This is a genomic window from Cyanobium sp. NIES-981, from assembly GCF_900088535.1.
In the GTDB taxonomy this organism is placed as follows: domain Bacteria; phylum Cyanobacteriota; class Cyanobacteriia; order PCC-6307; family Cyanobiaceae; genus NIES-981.
Genome location: NZ_LT578417.1, coordinates 351,752 through 367,094 on the forward strand (window position 1 = coordinate 351,752; position 15,343 = coordinate 367,094).

The 15,343-nt window shown below is 70.4% G+C and carries 17 protein-coding genes, 1 other RNA gene and 1 pseudogene; 13 read left to right on the forward strand and 6 right to left on the reverse strand.

Annotated elements, in window-relative coordinates:
* Positions 1 to 46: 46 nt before the first annotated feature.
* The gene (locus tag CBM981_RS01840) at positions 47 to 808 is read left to right on the forward strand and encodes a class I SAM-dependent methyltransferase (RefSeq protein ID WP_087067021.1); all 762 of its coding nucleotides are present in this window, start codon (positions 47 to 49) and stop codon (positions 806 to 808) included.
* 41 nt (positions 809 to 849) lie between these two features.
* Positions 850 to 2,316: a Rieske 2Fe-2S domain-containing protein gene (locus tag CBM981_RS01845; protein ID WP_087067022.1), complete on the forward strand. Its 1,467-nt coding sequence runs from the start codon at positions 850 to 852 to the stop codon at positions 2,314 to 2,316.
* A gap of 28 nt (positions 2,317 to 2,344) precedes the next feature.
* On the opposite strand, the pseudogene CBM981_RS16015 reads toward CBM981_RS01845, so the two are convergent.
* Positions 2,345 to 2,443: pseudogene (locus CBM981_RS16015) on the reverse strand (Nif11 family protein); the annotation flags it as partial.
* Positions 2,444 to 2,627: 184 nt separating this feature from the next.
* On the opposite strand from CBM981_RS16015, the gene CBM981_RS01855 reads away from it, so the two are divergent.
* Together CBM981_RS01855 and CBM981_RS01860 are read left to right on the forward strand one after the other, a co-directional pair.
* Entirely contained in the window at positions 2,628 to 2,981 is a 354-nt protein-coding gene (locus CBM981_RS01855) for a hypothetical protein (protein WP_087067023.1), read from the forward strand.
* The gene (locus CBM981_RS01860; RefSeq protein WP_087067024.1) at positions 2,944 to 3,726 is read left to right on the forward strand and encodes a DUF429 domain-containing protein; all 783 of its coding nucleotides are present in this window, start codon (positions 2,944 to 2,946) and stop codon (positions 3,724 to 3,726) included. The genes CBM981_RS01855 and CBM981_RS01860 overlap by 38 nt, the downstream gene beginning before the upstream one ends.
* On the opposite strand, the gene aroB is transcribed toward CBM981_RS01860, so the two are convergent.
* Complete coding sequence (aroB, locus tag CBM981_RS01865; protein WP_087067025.1) at positions 3,671 to 4,870, reverse strand: 3-dehydroquinate synthase; 1,200 nt, start codon at positions 4,868 to 4,870, stop codon at positions 3,671 to 3,673. The two genes, CBM981_RS01860 and aroB, sit on opposite strands and share 56 nt — an antisense overlap.
* Positions 4,871 to 4,927: 57 nt before the next feature.
* On the opposite strand from aroB, the gene CBM981_RS01870 reads away from it, so the two are divergent.
* Complete coding sequence (locus CBM981_RS01870; RefSeq protein ID WP_087067026.1) at positions 4,928 to 5,737, forward strand: prohibitin family protein; 810 nt, start codon at positions 4,928 to 4,930, stop codon at positions 5,735 to 5,737.
* Positions 5,738 to 5,782: 45 nt separating this feature from the next.
* Here the strand turns inward: CBM981_RS01870 and CBM981_RS01875 are convergent, their stop codons facing one another.
* Entirely contained in the window at positions 5,783 to 6,307 is a 525-nt protein-coding gene (locus CBM981_RS01875; protein ID WP_225867475.1) for a M23 family metallopeptidase, read from the reverse strand.
* 371 nt (positions 6,308 to 6,678) lie between these two features.
* Here CBM981_RS01875 and CBM981_RS01880 point away from each other — a divergent pair, with 371 nt between their 5' ends.
* The 4 genes from CBM981_RS01880 to CBM981_RS01890 all read left to right on the forward strand — a co-directional run bounded on the left by CBM981_RS01880 (position 6,679) and on the right by CBM981_RS01890 (position 9,446).
* Complete coding sequence (locus CBM981_RS01880) at positions 6,679 to 6,990, forward strand: hypothetical protein (RefSeq protein ID WP_087067027.1); 312 nt, start codon at positions 6,679 to 6,681, stop codon at positions 6,988 to 6,990.
* A 375-nt stretch (positions 6,991 to 7,365) separates the two neighbouring features.
* Positions 7,366 to 8,049, forward strand: a complete 684-nt coding sequence (locus CBM981_RS01885; RefSeq protein WP_087069108.1) for a hypothetical protein — start codon at positions 7,366 to 7,368, stop codon at positions 8,047 to 8,049.
* Positions 8,050 to 8,110: 61 nt separating this feature from the next.
* Positions 8,111 to 8,260 (forward strand): hypothetical protein, encoded by a 150-nt coding sequence (locus tag CBM981_RS15570; RefSeq protein ID WP_172820787.1) that lies wholly within the window; start codon positions 8,111 to 8,113, stop codon positions 8,258 to 8,260.
* A gap of 71 nt (positions 8,261 to 8,331) precedes the next feature.
* Positions 8,332 to 9,446 (forward strand): IS3 family transposase gene (locus CBM981_RS01890; RefSeq protein ID WP_369801644.1). Its coding sequence is split into 2 segments (ribosomal slippage): positions 8,332 to 8,593 and positions 8,593 to 9,446, totalling 1,116 coding nucleotides; the frame shifts between segments, so codons are not numbered across the junction.
* A 132-nt stretch (positions 9,447 to 9,578) separates the two neighbouring features.
* Here the strand turns inward: CBM981_RS01890 and recQ are convergent.
* A complete protein-coding gene (gene recQ, locus CBM981_RS01895) occupies positions 9,579 to 11,474 on the reverse strand; it encodes a DNA helicase RecQ (RefSeq protein WP_304441608.1) in 1,896 nt (631 codons plus the stop codon).
* Positions 11,475 to 11,528: 54 nt separating this feature from the next.
* On the opposite strand from recQ, the gene CBM981_RS01900 reads away from it, so the two are divergent.
* The 4 genes from CBM981_RS01900 to CBM981_RS01915 all read left to right on the forward strand — a co-directional run bounded on the left by CBM981_RS01900 (position 11,529) and on the right by CBM981_RS01915 (position 14,789).
* Complete coding sequence (locus CBM981_RS01900) at positions 11,529 to 12,440, forward strand: carbohydrate ABC transporter permease (protein WP_087067029.1); 912 nt, start codon at positions 11,529 to 11,531, stop codon at positions 12,438 to 12,440.
* Between the two features lie 166 nt (positions 12,441 to 12,606).
* A complete protein-coding gene (locus tag CBM981_RS01905; RefSeq protein WP_172820788.1) occupies positions 12,607 to 13,887 on the forward strand; it encodes a 5-(carboxyamino)imidazole ribonucleotide synthase in 1,281 nt (426 codons plus the stop codon).
* Positions 13,888 to 13,943: 56 nt separating this feature from the next.
* Positions 13,944 to 14,127: non-coding RNA, 6S RNA (gene ssrS / locus CBM981_RS01910), on the forward strand.
* A gap of 164 nt (positions 14,128 to 14,291) precedes the next feature.
* On the forward strand, positions 14,292 to 14,789 hold the full coding sequence (locus tag CBM981_RS01915) for a hypothetical protein (protein ID WP_087067031.1): 498 nt from the start codon (positions 14,292 to 14,294) through the stop codon (positions 14,787 to 14,789).
* Here CBM981_RS01915 and CBM981_RS01920 read toward each other — a convergent pair.
* Together CBM981_RS01920 and clpS are read right to left on the reverse strand one after the other, a co-directional pair.
* The gene (locus tag CBM981_RS01920; RefSeq protein WP_087067032.1) at positions 14,771 to 15,049 is read right to left on the reverse strand and encodes a DUF2103 domain-containing protein; all 279 of its coding nucleotides are present in this window, start codon (positions 15,047 to 15,049) and stop codon (positions 14,771 to 14,773) included. The genes CBM981_RS01915 and CBM981_RS01920 overlap by 19 nt on opposite strands.
* A complete protein-coding gene (gene clpS / locus CBM981_RS01925; protein ID WP_087067033.1) occupies positions 15,049 to 15,339 on the reverse strand; it encodes an ATP-dependent Clp protease adapter ClpS in 291 nt (96 codons plus the stop codon). The genes CBM981_RS01920 and clpS overlap by 1 nt, the downstream gene beginning before the upstream one ends.
* Positions 15,340 to 15,343 lie beyond the last annotated feature (4 nt).

The window sequence follows — 15,343 nt, forward strand, 5'->3', positions numbered from 1 at the left end:
AAGCAGTCCGCCTACGCTGCCGCCAGAGCAGTTCAGGGAGGCCGGGATGGCAGGGCAAGCCCCAGGCCCGGCGGATCTGGCCGCGCTGGCGGAGCGGTGTCTCGACCGGAACCGCCACCCCCTCTGCGGCAAGGCGGACGTGGTGAATGCCCTGGGCTGGGCGAATGCCTACAGCAGCTACCTGGAGATCGCCACACCCACCTCAGGGGGCCGGTTCATGGCGGTGTGCGGCCGTCAGTTCGTGCACCGTCGCCGCGCCCTCTACAACGCTCCAGCCGACTACGCGGACGGCCTGCCTGTGCACCACCGCCAGGAGGGCGCGGAGGGGGCCAGGGTTCTGCAGCCCCTGGTGGAGTCGGGAGAGCGCTTCGATGTGGTGTTCCTGGATCCGTACCACACCTATGCGGCCTCCAGTCTCGATCTCCACGTCGCCCTCCAGCTGCTCCGGCCGGGTGGGGTGATCGTGGTGCACGACTGCAACCCCCCCGATCCCGCGCTCACCTGCCCCGAGTTCCGCCCGGGGGAATGGATGGGCCAGACCTACCTGGCCTTTCTCGATCTGCTCAGCCGGTGTCCCCATCTCGACCACTGCGTGGTCAACACCGACTGGGGGGTGGGGTTGATCTGGCATGCGGAAGCCCCCTCTCCACGCCGCTTCGCCGGCCTGCCTCCACGCCCCGGGCTGGGGGGGATGGATGTGAGCGACTGGCGGGTGTTTTGCCTCCACCGGAAACATCTGCTGCGGCTCATCACGGTGCGGCGATTCCTGCGGGTGTTCGCCGGGGTGCGCCTGCCGCATCCCGGCTGAGCTCGCCGCCGCGCCATCATCCGGCCAGGCATCTGCAGCACATGGCTTCCTCCGGCACGGTTCCGATCAGCACCCCCGGGTCCACCCCCAGCCTCGAGGAAGGGCGCCGGCAGAACGCCTGGCGGCAGCGGTGGTATCCGGTGGCCTACCTGGAGGATCTCGATCCCGGCCGCCCCACCGCCTTCACCCTGCTGGAGCAGGACCTGGTGCTCTGGTGGGATGCCGCCGCGGCCACCTGGCGGGCCTTCGAGGATGTGTGCCCCCACCGGCTCGTGCCCCTGAGCGAGGGGCGGCTCAATGACCGCGGCGAGCTGGAGTGCCCGTACCACGGCTGGAGCTTCGACGGCAGCGGCCTGTGCACCGCCATCCCCCAGGCGGACCCCGCCCAGGCCGCGGTGGCCTGCGGCAGCGCCCGCTCCCGCTGCACGGCCCTGCCCACCGCCACGGGCCAGGGATTGCTGTTCGTGTTCTCGGGAGACCCCGAACGGGCCCCCCAGGTGCCCCTGCCCCTGGTGCCCCAGCTGGAGGAGCCGGGCTGGCTGGTGCAGGACACCTTCCGGGACCTGCCCATGGATGCCCTCACCCTGCTGGAGAACGTGCTGGACGTGAGCCATGTGCCCTTCACCCACCACCGCACGGTGGGTCGGCGCGAGAACGCGGCTCCCGTGCAGGCCAGCCTCACCTCGGAGGGGCCGGAGGGCTTCACGGCCGAGTGGCTGGAGGGGCCGCGCCGGGGCCGGCTGGGCAGCCAGTTCACCACCTTCGCGGCGCCTGCGCTGATGTGGCACGACCTCACCGCCAAGGGCTTCGCCCGCATCCTCACCGTGGTGTACGCCACCCCGATCCGGCCGGGTGAATGCCGCCTGTTCGCCCGCTTCCCGTTCCAGTTCCGCTCGGCGCTGCCGCGGTTGCTGCTGCGCTTCCGCCCCCGCTGGCTGCAGCACATCGCCAACCACACCGTGCTGGAGGACGACCAGGTGTTCCTCCACTGGCAGGAGCGGGCCCTGGCCCGGCGGGGGGGCAGCCATGCGTTCAGCCAGGCCTGTTTCCTGCCCACCGACTCCGATCGGTATGTGAGGGCCCTGCACGCCTGGGTGAACGGTCCGGGCGGTGAGCCCTTCCCCGGCCGCCCCCTGCCGGAGCGGCTCGACCGCGATCAGTTGATGGATCGCGACCATGCCCACACCCGCCACTGCCATGCCTGCTCCACGGCCCAACGGCGCCTGCGGGCCGTGCGTCCCTGGCTGCAACTGGCGGTCGCGGTGGCGCTCGTTGGCCTCGCCGCCCTCTGGGGGCAGGGCCTGTGGGTTGGGAGGCTGGCGCTGGCCGCCCTGGCGCTCGCCGGCTGGCTGCTCCTGCGGCAGTGCGAGCGCTGGGAGCGGGGCCTCAGCCGTGGGGCGGGTGCGCCGCCTCGCAATGCCCCTGAGCCGAGGCGGGGGGCTCGCCCAGCAGGCCGTGGCGCTCCTGCTGGTCAGCGCAGCGGGCGCGTGCCAGATCCCGTGCCGTGATCCTGAAGCCCAGCTGCCGCGCCGCCAGCACCAGTTCATGCTCGCTGCGGCAGTGCGTGAGCGCCCGCCGGAGGGCATGGTCGGCCTCGGCGCTCTCCACCAACCGTTCCAGTTCGCTCCAACTCATCGCAGTTTGCGCCCGTGCATGGCTGCCACCAGGGGTTCTCCCACCATGGCCGCGCCCCTGCACCACGGCAAGGTTCCTGCCGTTACCGAGCGGCGGCGGCACTGATCAGCCCTCCTGATTGCCCTGGCCGCCGGCTTGGCAACGGTCCGGGTTCTTCCTAGGAGAAGGAAACGGGGGACCACCCATGACGCAGCCACCAGATGGGGCCGGGCCCCACGGTTCGGCCGACGACCAGCCGATCACCCCGCATGCGGCTCCGATCCTCGACGCCGATGGTCAGCTCACCTACGTGGGAGACGACGGCCGCCGCTACGTGGTGGGCCTGCCGCCCGAAGCGGACGAGGAGAGCGTGGAGCGGGTGATGGCCACCCTGCGCCGGGGCGGCACCCTGTTCCAGCAGATCGAGCACCTCTGCCATCGCTGGATCGGCCAGGTGAGCGGCGCCGACCTGGAACCCAGGGCGGCGCTCGTGCTGCTGCTCACCACGCTGGAAACCGCCCTTGAAGACCACTACCCCGAGAGCGCTTCCGACCCCTGAACCGGCGGCCGATCCCCACCCTGACCCGGTCTTTCGCGGGCCTCCCGGGGCCCTGCAGGGGGTGGATGGCTGCCGCGGCGGCTGGCTGGTGATCACCGCCCCTGCCCTGCCCTGCGCCGCGGCGGAGCTGCACTGGCAGCTGCTGGAGAGCCTGCAGCCGGCGCTGGCCGCCCCCGGGCTTGCCCTCACCGCCGTGGACATGCCGGTGGGCCTGGCCGAGGCCGGGCCGCGGCGCTGTGATCAGGAGGCCCGCCGGCTGCTGGGCCCCCGCCGCAGCAGTGTGTTTCCCGCGCCGCTGCGGCCCTGCCTGGCCGCCTCCACCTACGCGGAGGCCTGCGCCCTCAGCGCGGCGGCCTCCGGGCGGCGGCTCAGCCAGCAGGCCTACAACCTGCTGCCGCGCATCCGCCAGCTCGATGGCCTGCTCCAGGCGGAGCCCAGCCTGCGCCCGCGGGTGTGGGAGGTGCATCCGGAGCTGGCCTTCCGGCAGTGGAACGGGGGGGTGCCGATGGCGGAGGCCAAGAAGACCGCGGCCGGAGCCAGCCAGCGTGGGGCCCTGGTGGAGGCCTGGCTGCCGGGGGCAGCGGCGGCGATCCGTGCCTCCCTGCGCCGCGGCCTGGTGGCCGATGACGACATCCTCGATGCCCTGGCCTGCCTCTGGAGTGCTGGCAGGCTCCGGCGAGGGGAAGCCCTCACCCTGGGTGGGGATCCGGATCGGACGGGCCTGCCGATGCGGATTTCGGCGTGAGCTCCGCGATCGTGCTGAGGATGGTGTCGGCGGTCACGTCATCGCGGATCTGCACCGCGCCGATCGCCGTGGGCAGCACGAAGCGCAGCCGCCCCTCCCGCACCTTCTTGTCGCCCTGAAGACACGCCAGCACGGCCTCGTTGTCCAGGCTGGGCCAGGTGTGTGGCAGGCCGGCGGCCGCGATCAGGGCCAGCTGGCGCGCCTGATCCTGGCGGCTCCAGAGGCCCATGGCCACGGCGATCTCGCCGGCGGCCGCCATGCCGATCGCCACGGCTTCGCCGTGCAGCACGGTGCCGTAGCCGCGGAGGGTTTCCACCACATGGCCGAGGGTGTGGCCGTAGTTGAGGATCGCCCGCAGGCCCCCCTCGCGCTCATCGGCGGCCACCACCCGGGCCTTGGCGGCGGCGGAGCGCTCCAGCAGGCTCTGCAGCAGCTTCGCTCCCACGGCCTGCTGGCTGGCCAGCCCCGCCCCGGGCTGCCGTGCCGCCGCCGCCTCCAGATCGGCGAACAGCACCGCATCGCCGATCACGCCGTACTTGATCACCTCGGCCATGCCGGCGCGGAACTCCCGCTCCGGCAGGGTGGCCAGGGTGGCGGGGTCCACCAGCACCAGCCGCGGCTGGTGGAAGGCGCCGATCAGGTTCTTGCCGCCCGGATGGTTCACGCCGGTCTTGCCGCCGATCGCCGCATCCACCATCGCCAGCAGGGTGGTGGGCACCTGCACCACGGCGATCCCCCGCAGCCAGGTGGCGGCCGCGAAGCCCGCCATGTCCCCCACCACGCCGCCGCCCAGGGCCACGATCAGCGAGCCGCGCTCCAGCTTCTGCCGGAAGGCCGCATCGTGGATCAGGGCCACGGTGGCGGGTGTCTTCCGGTCTTCGCCGGCCTCGATCACCAGCCGCTCGGCCACCAGGCCCGCCTCCCGCAGGCTGGCCAGAGCGGCGGCGCCGTAGTGGGTGTCCACGTCGGGGTTGGTCACCACCAGCACCTTGGTGCCGGCCTTGAACCCCAGGGCCGCCACCTGCTCGCCGAGCCGGGCCAGGCTTCCCGCACCGATCACCACCGGGTAGGGGTTGGCGCTCAGCTCCACGCGGATGGTGCGGGGGCTGCACGCACTGCCTGCAGTGGTGGCGGCGGCGGACATGGGTCTTGGGGGACGGCTTGATGAGGCTAGGGTCCGGCATTGGCCCGGGCTCCAGCCATGCAATCGCCTCTCCGCTCCGCCAACGCACCGGAGGGGCCTGGAGCGGGCCTCACCCTGATCCTGGCGGTGGTGCTCGGCCTGGTGCTCCTGCTCAGCCAGACTCTGTTCATCGTGCCGGCCGGCAGCGTGGCGGTGATCACCACCCTGGGGCGGGTCACGGGGGTGCCCCGCACGCCGGGGGCCAACTTCAAGGCTCCCCTGGTGCAGGCCACCTCCCTGTTCGACGTGCGCACCCAAGTGCGTCCCGAGCAGTTCTCCACCCTCACCAAGGATCTGCAGGTGATCCAGGCCACCGCCACGGTGAAGTACGCCGTGAAGCCGGGAGAGGCCGGCCGGATCTACGAGACGATCGCCACGGACGACCAGCAGATCTATCCGCGGGTGATCCAGCCTTCGCTGCTGAAGGCCCTCAAGTCGGTGTTCTCCCAGTACGAGCTGGTGACCATCGCCACCGAGTGGAACTCGATCTCGGAACTGGTGCAGGAGAAGGTGGCCGAGGAGCTGCGCAAGTTCGACTACGTGAGCGTGCAGAGCCTCGATCTCACCGGCCTGCAGATCGCCGAGGAATACCGCGCCGCGATCGAACAGAAGCAGATCGCCGAGCAGCAGCTGCTGCGGGCCCAGACGGAGGTGCTGATCGCCGAGCAGGAAGCCAAGCGCTACCAGACCCTCAACTCCAGCCTCGACGACCAGGTGCTCTACAAGCTCTTCCTCGACAAGTGGGACGGCCAGACCTCCGTGGTGCCGGCGCTGCCGGGCACGGCCGGGGGCGCCGGCACGCCGGTGATCGTGAACGGGCGGCGCTGAGCACCGGGGCTGGGCGCGTCCGGGTTGGAGGTTCCGGGGCGCCGGTCAGGGTCCAGGCTCCCGGGCGATCGGCCCGGCGGCCGGCGGTGGCGGCAGCAGCGGGCCGGGGTCCACCGCCACTACGCCCTGGGGCTGCCGCTGGCGCAGCTCCAGGTGCAGATGCGGTGCGCTGGCGTTGCCGCTCTGGCCCAGCCGGCCCAGGGGCTGGCCGGCCCGCAGCGGCTCGCCGGGGCTCACGGACGCGTCCCGCAGGTGGGCGTAGAGGCTCGACCAGCCGCCGCCGTGCTCCACCAGCACCGTGAGGCCGTAGCCGTCGATCTCCGCCACCCGCTGCACCTGGCCGGCCTGCACGGCCAGCACCGGGGTGCCCTCCGGGGCGAGCAGGTCAAGGCCGGTGTGCATACGCCAGGCCGCGCGGGCCGTAGAATAGCGCCAGCCCCAGGGATCCAGCTCGCTGGGGGCGACCGGCAGGGGGTAATGGAGGGGTGGCGGCGAGCCGCTGCCCCTGGAGGGCGGCTCATGGCCAGCTTCGAGCAGGGCCAGATCCCCCACCGGCACCGTTGCCGGCACCTGGGAGGGGCGTGCGGGCCTGTCCGGCGCCGGGGCAGCTGTCGGGGCAGCTGTCGGGGCAGCTCTCGGGGGGACCATGTCCACGCCTGGGGGTGGCCCGGGCTCTGGCCATCCAATGGCACCGGTGGCGGAGTCGGGGATCGGCGGCTCGGGGCTAACCGGCCCGGCCAGGCCGGTTGTCGCCGCCGCACCGGCGCTCAGCAGGGCGAGCAGCAGCGCATCGGCGAACCCGGAGCCTCCAGGAGCCATGGCGGACAGGGGTGCGACGCCGACCGGTTGTACCGCTTCCCGGCGCCTGCGGCCCGATTCAGCTCCCGGCACGGTTCTGGTCGCTCCGCCGGGATGGCGGCCCCGTACCCATCCGCCTTGCGATGGTGGCCGACGATGGGTCGATGGCGATGACGACCCTCCTGGCCCAGCTGATCGGCCGTCCCCTCATGATTCTGGCCGTCGCCCTGCTGTGGACCCTGGCGGCATGGGCGCTGCCCCGAAGCCGCATCCCCCTCACGGCCAATGCCGTGGCCTGGTTGCTGTTCGCCCTCTGGGAAGGCCTGATCCAGGCCATCACCCCCGAGGCCGACATCCGGGTGGATCTGCTCCTGATCGGGCCCCTGGGTCTTGCTCTGGCGTGCTGGGCAGCCCTGTCCATGGTCGGGAGGCTGGGGCGGCGCAGGCCTTCGTGATGCCTGGACGGCTCAGCGAGCGTGGTTCGCTCGGTGACTGATCCGCAGGAGGGAGTTGGCCGCCCCGGGGTGCATGCCACTGACCCAAGCCAGGACGGGCTCCGATTGTGTCCTGCAGCTTCTGCCATGCCACCGCAACGACTGGGCCGCATCAAGGTCGGTAGACGGTGATCACCGGCCTGTGATCACCTGAATTCGTAAACCTTTTGAACGTGATCAGCTCGGCATTTGTCTCGGCGCCGTGGGGCTGGGGCGTCCGTTACGTTCGAAACGTCCCTGATCCTGATCTCTCTGAATTCTGTGCCTGTCTCCCACATCATCAAAGCCCTCCGAAAGCGCACCACCTCGCTCATCGGCCCAGGCCTGGTCCTCGCCATGGCAGCGGCTCCCTTCCAGCAGGCGGCGCTGGCCGAAGTGCTCGTCCGTGCCCAGGGGCGCTGCAAGCTGACGAGCGGAGGGTATGAAGTGTTCAACGGCCACTGCACCTTCAAGCACAAGGCCGCCGGCGGCAGGGATTCCTTTGTGGTGAAGCTCGATGACGGCACTGACTTCGTCTTCACCGGCCCCAACCCTCAGGCACTGCAGGTGGAGACGTACAGCAGCATCAAGAACGTGCGCCACAACGCCAAGCCCAACCACGACCTCTTTGTCTGGAATGACGGAGAACAGCGCCGGCTCGCGGTCAGGCTTGACCAGGTGCAGAACCCTGACGCCAGGTTCGATGACGCGTCCAGCAAGGTGACCGGCGGCACCCTCGTGGGCGCGGCGGTGGGTGCCTTGATCGGTGGGCTAATTGCCGGCAGCAGCCAGAGCCGTGCCCAGGAACCCGCCCGGGTCGGGGCCCCGGTGAGTGCGCTGCAGCAGCTGGTGGGCGTGAGGGGTGCCAGCGCCGAGCGAGAGCTCACTGCGAAGGGCTACACCTACCGCGGTGGTGATCAGATCGGCGACAGCTCCTACACCTACTGGGAGCAACCCCGCACCGACACCTGTGTGGCCGTGCGCACCACGGACGGCCGCTATCAGGCGATCACCTACACCGAGCCCGCCAGGTGCCGCTGACTGACAGGTGCCGCTGACTGAACGCCGCCACCTCCTAGCTTCGCTCCACTGCAGCGGCACCATGAACCAGACCCTCAAAGGCGTGACCTACGTGAGTGTGTGGGTGCTGCTCTGGGGCACGGCGGCCTCGATCGCCGACTTCGTGCTGCTGGAGCGGGCGGCCTACGAGACCGGCAGCGGGGGTCAGGCGATCACCTTCGTGTCGTACTGACGTGGACCCCGGGAATTGGTCCAGGGTGAATGAGAGTCCTCAGCCGGCCAGACTGGGCCGGGGACTTCACCATGAAACGCACCAGGCACACAGCGGAGCAGATCATCCGCAAGCTCAAGACCGCCGACCAGCTGATTGCCCAGGGCAAGACCGTCGCCGATGTCTGCCGCGTCATCGAGGTGACGCAGCCGACGTATCACCGCTGGCGGCAGCAGTACGGCGGCATGCAGGCCGAGGAGGCCCGCCGGCTGACGCAGCTGGAGAAGGAGAACGCCCGGCTCAAGAAGTTGTTGGCAGAAGCCGAGTTGGAGAAGGCGATGCTCAAGGACCTTGCGGAGGGAAACTTCTGAGCCCGGAACGCCGTCGCAGGGCCGTCACGGTCCTGCAGGAGCGTTACCGGGCATCAGAGCGCCAGGCCTGCCGTGTTGTGGGGCAGCACCGCAGCACCCAGCGCCATTGCGGGAAGGTCGTCGACCTGGAGGAGACCAAGCTTCGGCACCGCCTGAGGGAGATTGCAGCTGAGCACATCCGCTGGGGCCGCCGCATGGCCTACCGCCTGCTGCGTCGGGAGGGCTGGACCGTGAACCACAAGCGGGTGCAACGGCTCTGGCGGGAGGAGGGGCTGCAGCGGCCCACTCCCAGGAAGCGGAAGCGGGCACGGCCCGCCGACGGCTCGGTGAGGCGTCACCGGGCCCAGCATCCCCACCAGGTGTGGGCCATGGATTTCCAGTTCGATGCCACCGCCGATGGCCGCAGACTCAAGTTCCTGAACGTGATCGACGAGCACAGCCGCCTCTGCCTGGCGATCCGGGTGGGCAGGCGGTGCAAGGCCAAAGACGTGGTGACTGTGCTGGAGGAACTCACCAGCCTCTACCCGGCGCCAGCGTTCATCCGATCGGACAACGGCCCTGAGTTCATTGCCCAGGCTCTACGGGACTGGTGTGAGACCAGTACCACCACCAGCACGGCCTACATCGAGCCAGGATCCCCGTGGGAGAACGGTTTTGCCGAGTCGTTCAACGGCCGGTTCCGGGATGAGTTCCTCAACACCGAGTTGTTCACCACAGCCCCGGAGGCTCAGATCCTGGCCGATCGCTGGCGATGGGAGTACAACACGCTCAGGCCGCATTCGGCCCTCCAAGGGCGTACGCCCATGGAGGCAGCTCAACAAGGAGCTGCAGCATGACCATGACCACCCACTCTCATAAGCCCTGGACCGATAAAGGGGGTCACGTCAGTACGGCGTTGCGGCGGTGGTGCTCGCCGTTCGGCTCTCGGGCCGTTTCCTGAGCCCCAACCGCCAGGAGCAGCCCAGGGACTAACTCGCCCCTGCGGTGGCCAGCACCGCCAGCAGCGCCTCCCCGTAGCGCTCCAGCTTGGCGGCGCCGATGCCGCTCACCCCGGCCAGCTCCCCCAGATCGGCGGGGCGGCGCCCGGCCAGCTCCAGCAGGGTGCGGTCGTGGAACACCACGTAGGGCGGCACCCCCTGCTGGCGGGCCTGCTCGCGCCGCCAGGCCTTGAGGGCGGCCACCAGGGTGTCGTCCAGCTCGCCCAGCTCCGCGCCTGAACCGGCCGTACCCCAGCCCGTGCCGGCGCCGGCGTGGCTGCGCCGACGCTCCTTGCGGGGCGGCGGCAGCGGCAGCTCCAGCCTGGTTTCTCCCCGCAGCAGCGGCTTCACCAGCGCCTCAGCCCCGAAGCAGAGGCCGCCATGGCCCTCGGGCACGGGCTGCAGATAGCCGGCGCTGGTGAGCTGGCGCAGCAAGGTGCGCCACTGGCTGCGGTCGAGCTCCCGGCCGATGCCGTACACGCTCAGGCCGTCGTGGCCGAGGCTGCGGATCCGTTCGGTGCTGCCCCCCAGCAGCACGTCCACCACATGGGCGGCTCCGAAGCGCTGGCCGGTGCGGTACACGGCGGAGAGGGCCTTGCGGGCCGGCTCGGTGACATCCACCCGCTCCTGGGGCTCGAGGCAGCCGTCACAGTTGCCGCAGGGTTCGGCCAGCTGCTCGCCGAAGTGCTGCAGCAGCACCTGGCGGCGGCAGCCGGGGGCCTCGGTGAAGCCGATCAGGGCATCGAGCTTGCCGTGCTCGATGCGCTTCTGGGCCTCCGGGGATTCCCCGTCGTCGATGAAGCGGCGCAGCTGGGGGATGTCGCCGGGGCCATGCACCATCCAGGCCACGGCCGGCAGGCCGTCGCGGCCGGCCCGGCCCGTTTCCTGGTAGTAGGCCTCCAGGCTCTTGGGCAGGTCCACGTGGGCCACGAAGCGCACGTCGGGCTTGTCGATGCCCATGCCGAAGGCGATCGTGGCCACCACCACCACGCCGCTCCCGTTGCGGAACTGCTGCAGGGTGCGGCTGCGCTGCTCCGCCTCCATGCCGGCGTGGTAGCCGAGGGCATCGAAGCCGGCGGCCCGCAGATCCGCCGCGAAGCGCTCCACCCGGGCCCGCGAGCGGGCATACACAATGCCCGCCTCGCCCCGGTGCTGCTCCAGAAACTGCAGCAGCTGGGCCTTCGGGTCCTCCTTGGCCCGCAGCAGATAGCGGATGTTGGGCCGGTCGAAGCTGGCCAGGAACACCCGGCCGTGCTCCAGCCGCAGCCGCGCCACGATCTCCTCCCGGCTGCGGGGGTCGGCGGTGGCCGTGAGGGCCAGCCGCGGCACCGCCGGGAAGCGCTCGGCCAGCACTGCCAGCTGGATGTATTCGGGACGGAAGTCGTGGCCCCACTGGGACACGCAGTGGGCCTCATCGATGGCGAACAGGGCCAGCTCCCGCTCCGCCAGCCGCTCGAGCAGATCGCCCCCCAGCAGCCGTTCCGGCGACACGTAGAGCAGATCGAGCTGCCCGCGACCGAGCTGCTGCCACACCGTGCTCGTCTGCTCCGCCGTGAGGGCCGAATGCAGCGCCTCAGCCCGCACGCCCGCCTGCTGCAGGGCCTCCACCTGGTCCTGCATCAGGGCGATCAGGGGCGAGACCACCACCGCCAGCCCCGGCCGGCACAGCGCCGGCACCTGATAACAGAGCGACTTGCCGCCACCGGTGGGCATCAGCACCAGGCCGGAGCCGCCGCCGATCACATGGCGCACAATCTCCTCCTGGGGCCCGCGGAAGGTCCGGTAGCCGAACACCTGCTGGAGCACGGCCTGGGGATCGGCGCAGGCGCGGGCGCCGGGAGGGGCGGGCGGATCCATCGGTGGATCGAGGGGCACCGGGGCGCTCAAGGGGCTGGCGGCTGCGGGGGGATCTTCCAGAATGCCCCCAATGCCGTGCCTGCGATGTCCCCGTCCTCCCGCAGCAGCGGGTTTCCGAGCAGCTCACGCTCCAATGCCGCCGCCTGGGCCTTCCTGGCTCCGGCCCTGCTGCTGATCGGCCTTTCGGTGCTGATCCCGGCGGCGATGGCGCTGCTGATGAGCTTCACCCAGGCGGGTCTGGATGTGAGCGAGCCCCTGCGCTTCGTGGGCCTGGCCAACGTGCGGCGGCTGCTGGCCGATCCCATGTTCTTCCGGGTCACGGGCACCACCTTTCTCTACCTGATCGGTGTGGTGCCACCGGTGGTGCTCGGTGCCCTGGCCCTGGCGGTGCTGGTGAACCGCCAGTTGCCCGGCATCCACTGGTTCCGCGCCGCCTTCTACACGCCGGTGCTGGTCTCGATCGTGGTGGCGGCCATCGCCTTCCGCTGGCTCTATGCCGAAAACGGCCTGATCAACGGCTGGCTCAGTGCCCTGCTCGGGGATGCCTTCAGCCCGATCGGGTTCCTCACCTCTCCGCTGCTGGCCCTGCCCTCGGTGATGCTCGTCACCCTGTGGAAGGGCCTGGGCTACTACATGGTGATCTTCCTGGCGGGTCTGCAGGGCATCTCCGCCGATCTCTACGAGGCCGCCTCCCTCGATGGCAGCGAGGGCTGGCGCAAGCACGTGGACATCACCCTGCCCCTGCTGCGGCCCTACCTCACGCTGGTGGCGGTGATCTCGGCGATCGCGGCCACCAAGGTGTTCGAGGAGGTGTATCTGATGACCCAGGGCGGTCCGGCCGACTCCACCCGCACCCTGGTGTACTACGTGTACGACCAGGCCTTCTCCGAACTGGAGATCAGTTACGCCTGCACCGTGGGTCTGGCCCTGTTTCTGATCGTGCTGGTGCTGAGCCTGATCCGCTTTGCCTTCGCCGGGGATCGGGGCCTCACCTGAGCTCCACGCCGTATCCTGAAATTCTGGACTCCAACACCCAGAGGAGTTCATCCTCGTGGTACCCACGCGGTCTTGGCGCTGCTCGCCTGTCGGCCTGGTGCCCGTCCCCGCAGGCGGCCGCGTCCGTGCCTCCTCCATGTCGTTCTGTCAGTCTGCGCCGCTGTTGATGGTCGAATCCCTCGTCGACGTCCCGAGTGAGGCCTCCGCCGCCGCCGCCACCGCCGCCCCAGCGCTGCCGATCGGCGTGGTGGGCGGCGGCCAGCTGGCCTGGATGCTGGCGGGGGCGGCCCAGGAACTCGGGATCCCTGTGGCGGTTCAGACCCCATCCCGGGACGATCCGGCGACCAGGCTGGCGACCCGGGTGGTGGAGGCCGACCCTCGGGACGGCGAGGCCACCCGCCGGCTGGCCAGCGGCTGCCGGGCGATCACCTTTGAGAACGAGTGGGTCGATCTCGAGGCCCTCGCCGCCCTCGAGGCCGAAGGGGTGCGGTTCGTGCCGAGCCTCAGGGCCCTGGCACCGCTGGTGAACAAGCGCAGCCAGCGGGAGCTGCTGCAGCGGCTCAATCTGCCGGCCCCCGCCTGGCGCCCCCTGGCCGACCTGGTGCCGCTTCCGGCGGCCGACCCCGACCCGAAGTCCGAGCACCACGTGCCGGCGCTGCCTGCTCCGGAGCCGGGACCCGCCCTGCCCCCGGGCTGGAGTTACCCGATCATGGCCAAGGCGGCCACGGGCGGGTACGACGGCAAGGCCACCCTGGTGCTGCGTGAGCCCACGGATCTCGAGGAGCTGCTCGAGAGCGTGGATCCGGCCAACTGGATCGTGGAACGGTTCGTGGCCTTCGAGCTGGAGCTCTCCCAGCTGGTGTGCCGCGATCAGCAGGGGCAGGTGCGCTGCTATCCCCTGGTCCAGACCCATCAGCACCACCGCGTCTGCGACTGGGTGCTCGCCCCTGCGGCCGTGCCCCACGCCGTGCAGGCCTTCGCCCGCAACATCGCCGTGTCGCTGCTCACCGCCATCGATTACGTGGGGGTGCTCTCGATCGAGCTCTTCTACGGCCCCGAGGGACTGCAGATCAACGAGATCGCCCCCCGCACCCACAATTCCGGCCACGTCACGATCGAGGCCTCCCACACCAGCCAGTTCGCCCAGCAGGCCCGGATCGTGGCCGGCTTGCCGATGGGGGAGGTGGAGCTGAAGGTGCCAGGAGCCCTGATGGTGAATCTGCTGGGCTTCGAACGTTTTGAGAGCTCCTACGAGCCCCAGCGCGAGGCCCTGGCCTGCCTGCCCCAGGCCCAGCTGCACTGGTACGGCAAACACGGCTCCAGCCTGGGGCGCAAGCTCGGCCACATCACCCTGCTGCTGGATGGCGCCACCGCCGAGGAGCGGCAGCGCCAGGCCAGGCAGCGCCTGGAGCAGGTGCGGGCCATCTGGCCCCGCCCCGTGTACTGATGCGGCGATGCGGCAGGCCATGGCCGCAGGTTCCCGCCGAACAGCCCTAGAGTTCCGCAGGACTGCCGCGTTGGTGACTGCCTTCTACAGTTTTCTGATCTGACTCCTCTTTCGACATGGGGAGTCTGCAGCGGAAGCGACGTAGACCGGCCTTGCAGCCGGAAACGAAGCCCCGCCTCTGACACCCCTTCTGGTTCCACCAGGTCGAACACTGGGGCAAGACGGCGCGGCGGTCCACCCCATTGTTCTGATCCCCCTTTTCAGGTTTCACCCGGTTCCGGGTCTCCAGTTCAGGGTCACCCTGCTCAAGGTCACCAGGATCCGGTTCACCGGGATCAACCCTCAAACCTCGCCAGGTTGGCGACCTGCGGCCATGGTGGGGGTAACGGCATGCGGACGCGGCGATGGCCTCCTCTTCCCCCCGGCAGCCTGCGGACACCAGTTTTCAGCAGGCCTTCACCACCCTGTTGTCCGTGGCTCCGGGCCCGGTGTTTCCCCGCGCCAGGCAGCTCTACCTGCGCAAGTACCCGCTGGAAGGGCCCCCGGTCCAGCTGGATGCCGCAGCGTTCCCGAGCCGGTTCCGCACCTTCCTGCTCCAGGAGGAGATCCAGGAAGGCAGGGACGGCCTCTACCGGGTGCGGGGCCACCGTTTCGCCGTGGTGCACTGGCAGGCTCCCCAGACCAATCCGGCGGACTACCTCACCTTCCTGCAGGAGCGCTGGGGGCTCCAGCCCGATCACCTCACGCTCCAGCAGGACAGCTGGTTCCGCAATGGCGGGGCCTGGGCCTGCTTCAACGCCACGGCCGTCTATGAGCGCCAGGGCGGTGGGGAGCTGCGGGTGAGCCTGGGGGGCCGCGGTGCCGGTCCGTCCCCCGGTGCCGGTCAGTCCGCCAGCAGCTGATCCACGAGCTCCTGAAGCTGCTCCCGGCTCGCCGTGGTGATCACGAACACCTCCTGGGCACTGGTGCCCCGGCGGGCCAGCAGCTTGTGGCCGCCGCGGATCGGGGTGGACACCCGCAGGCGCAGCCCCGGGCAGCGCCCCCGCACCCGGCTGATGACCGCCGGGGTCACGGTGTCCACCCCGGGGGAGCGCGCCAGCTGCTGCAGCAGCGGGATCAGGCCCTCGAGGTAGGTGCTGTGGGTGATCACCACCCGGCCCATCAGTCCCTCTCCAGGGGGGCCATCGTCAGGCCTTCGGCGCCGAGCTGCTGGTGGTAGAGCTCGGCCTGTTCCTGGGGCCCGCACCACACCACCGCGGAGCCGTCGCTGTCGATGCGGTGGGCCAGGTCCCAGGCCCGGTCGGGCTGCATGCCGGGGATGAACCGCACAAGGCACTCCACCACGTGCTGGAAGGTGTTGATGGCGTCGTCCAGCACCACGACCCGGTAGTTGGGATAGGGCTGACGCAGCTGCTGCCGTTCGCGAACGGCGACGGGAGACGAACGCACCATGGGC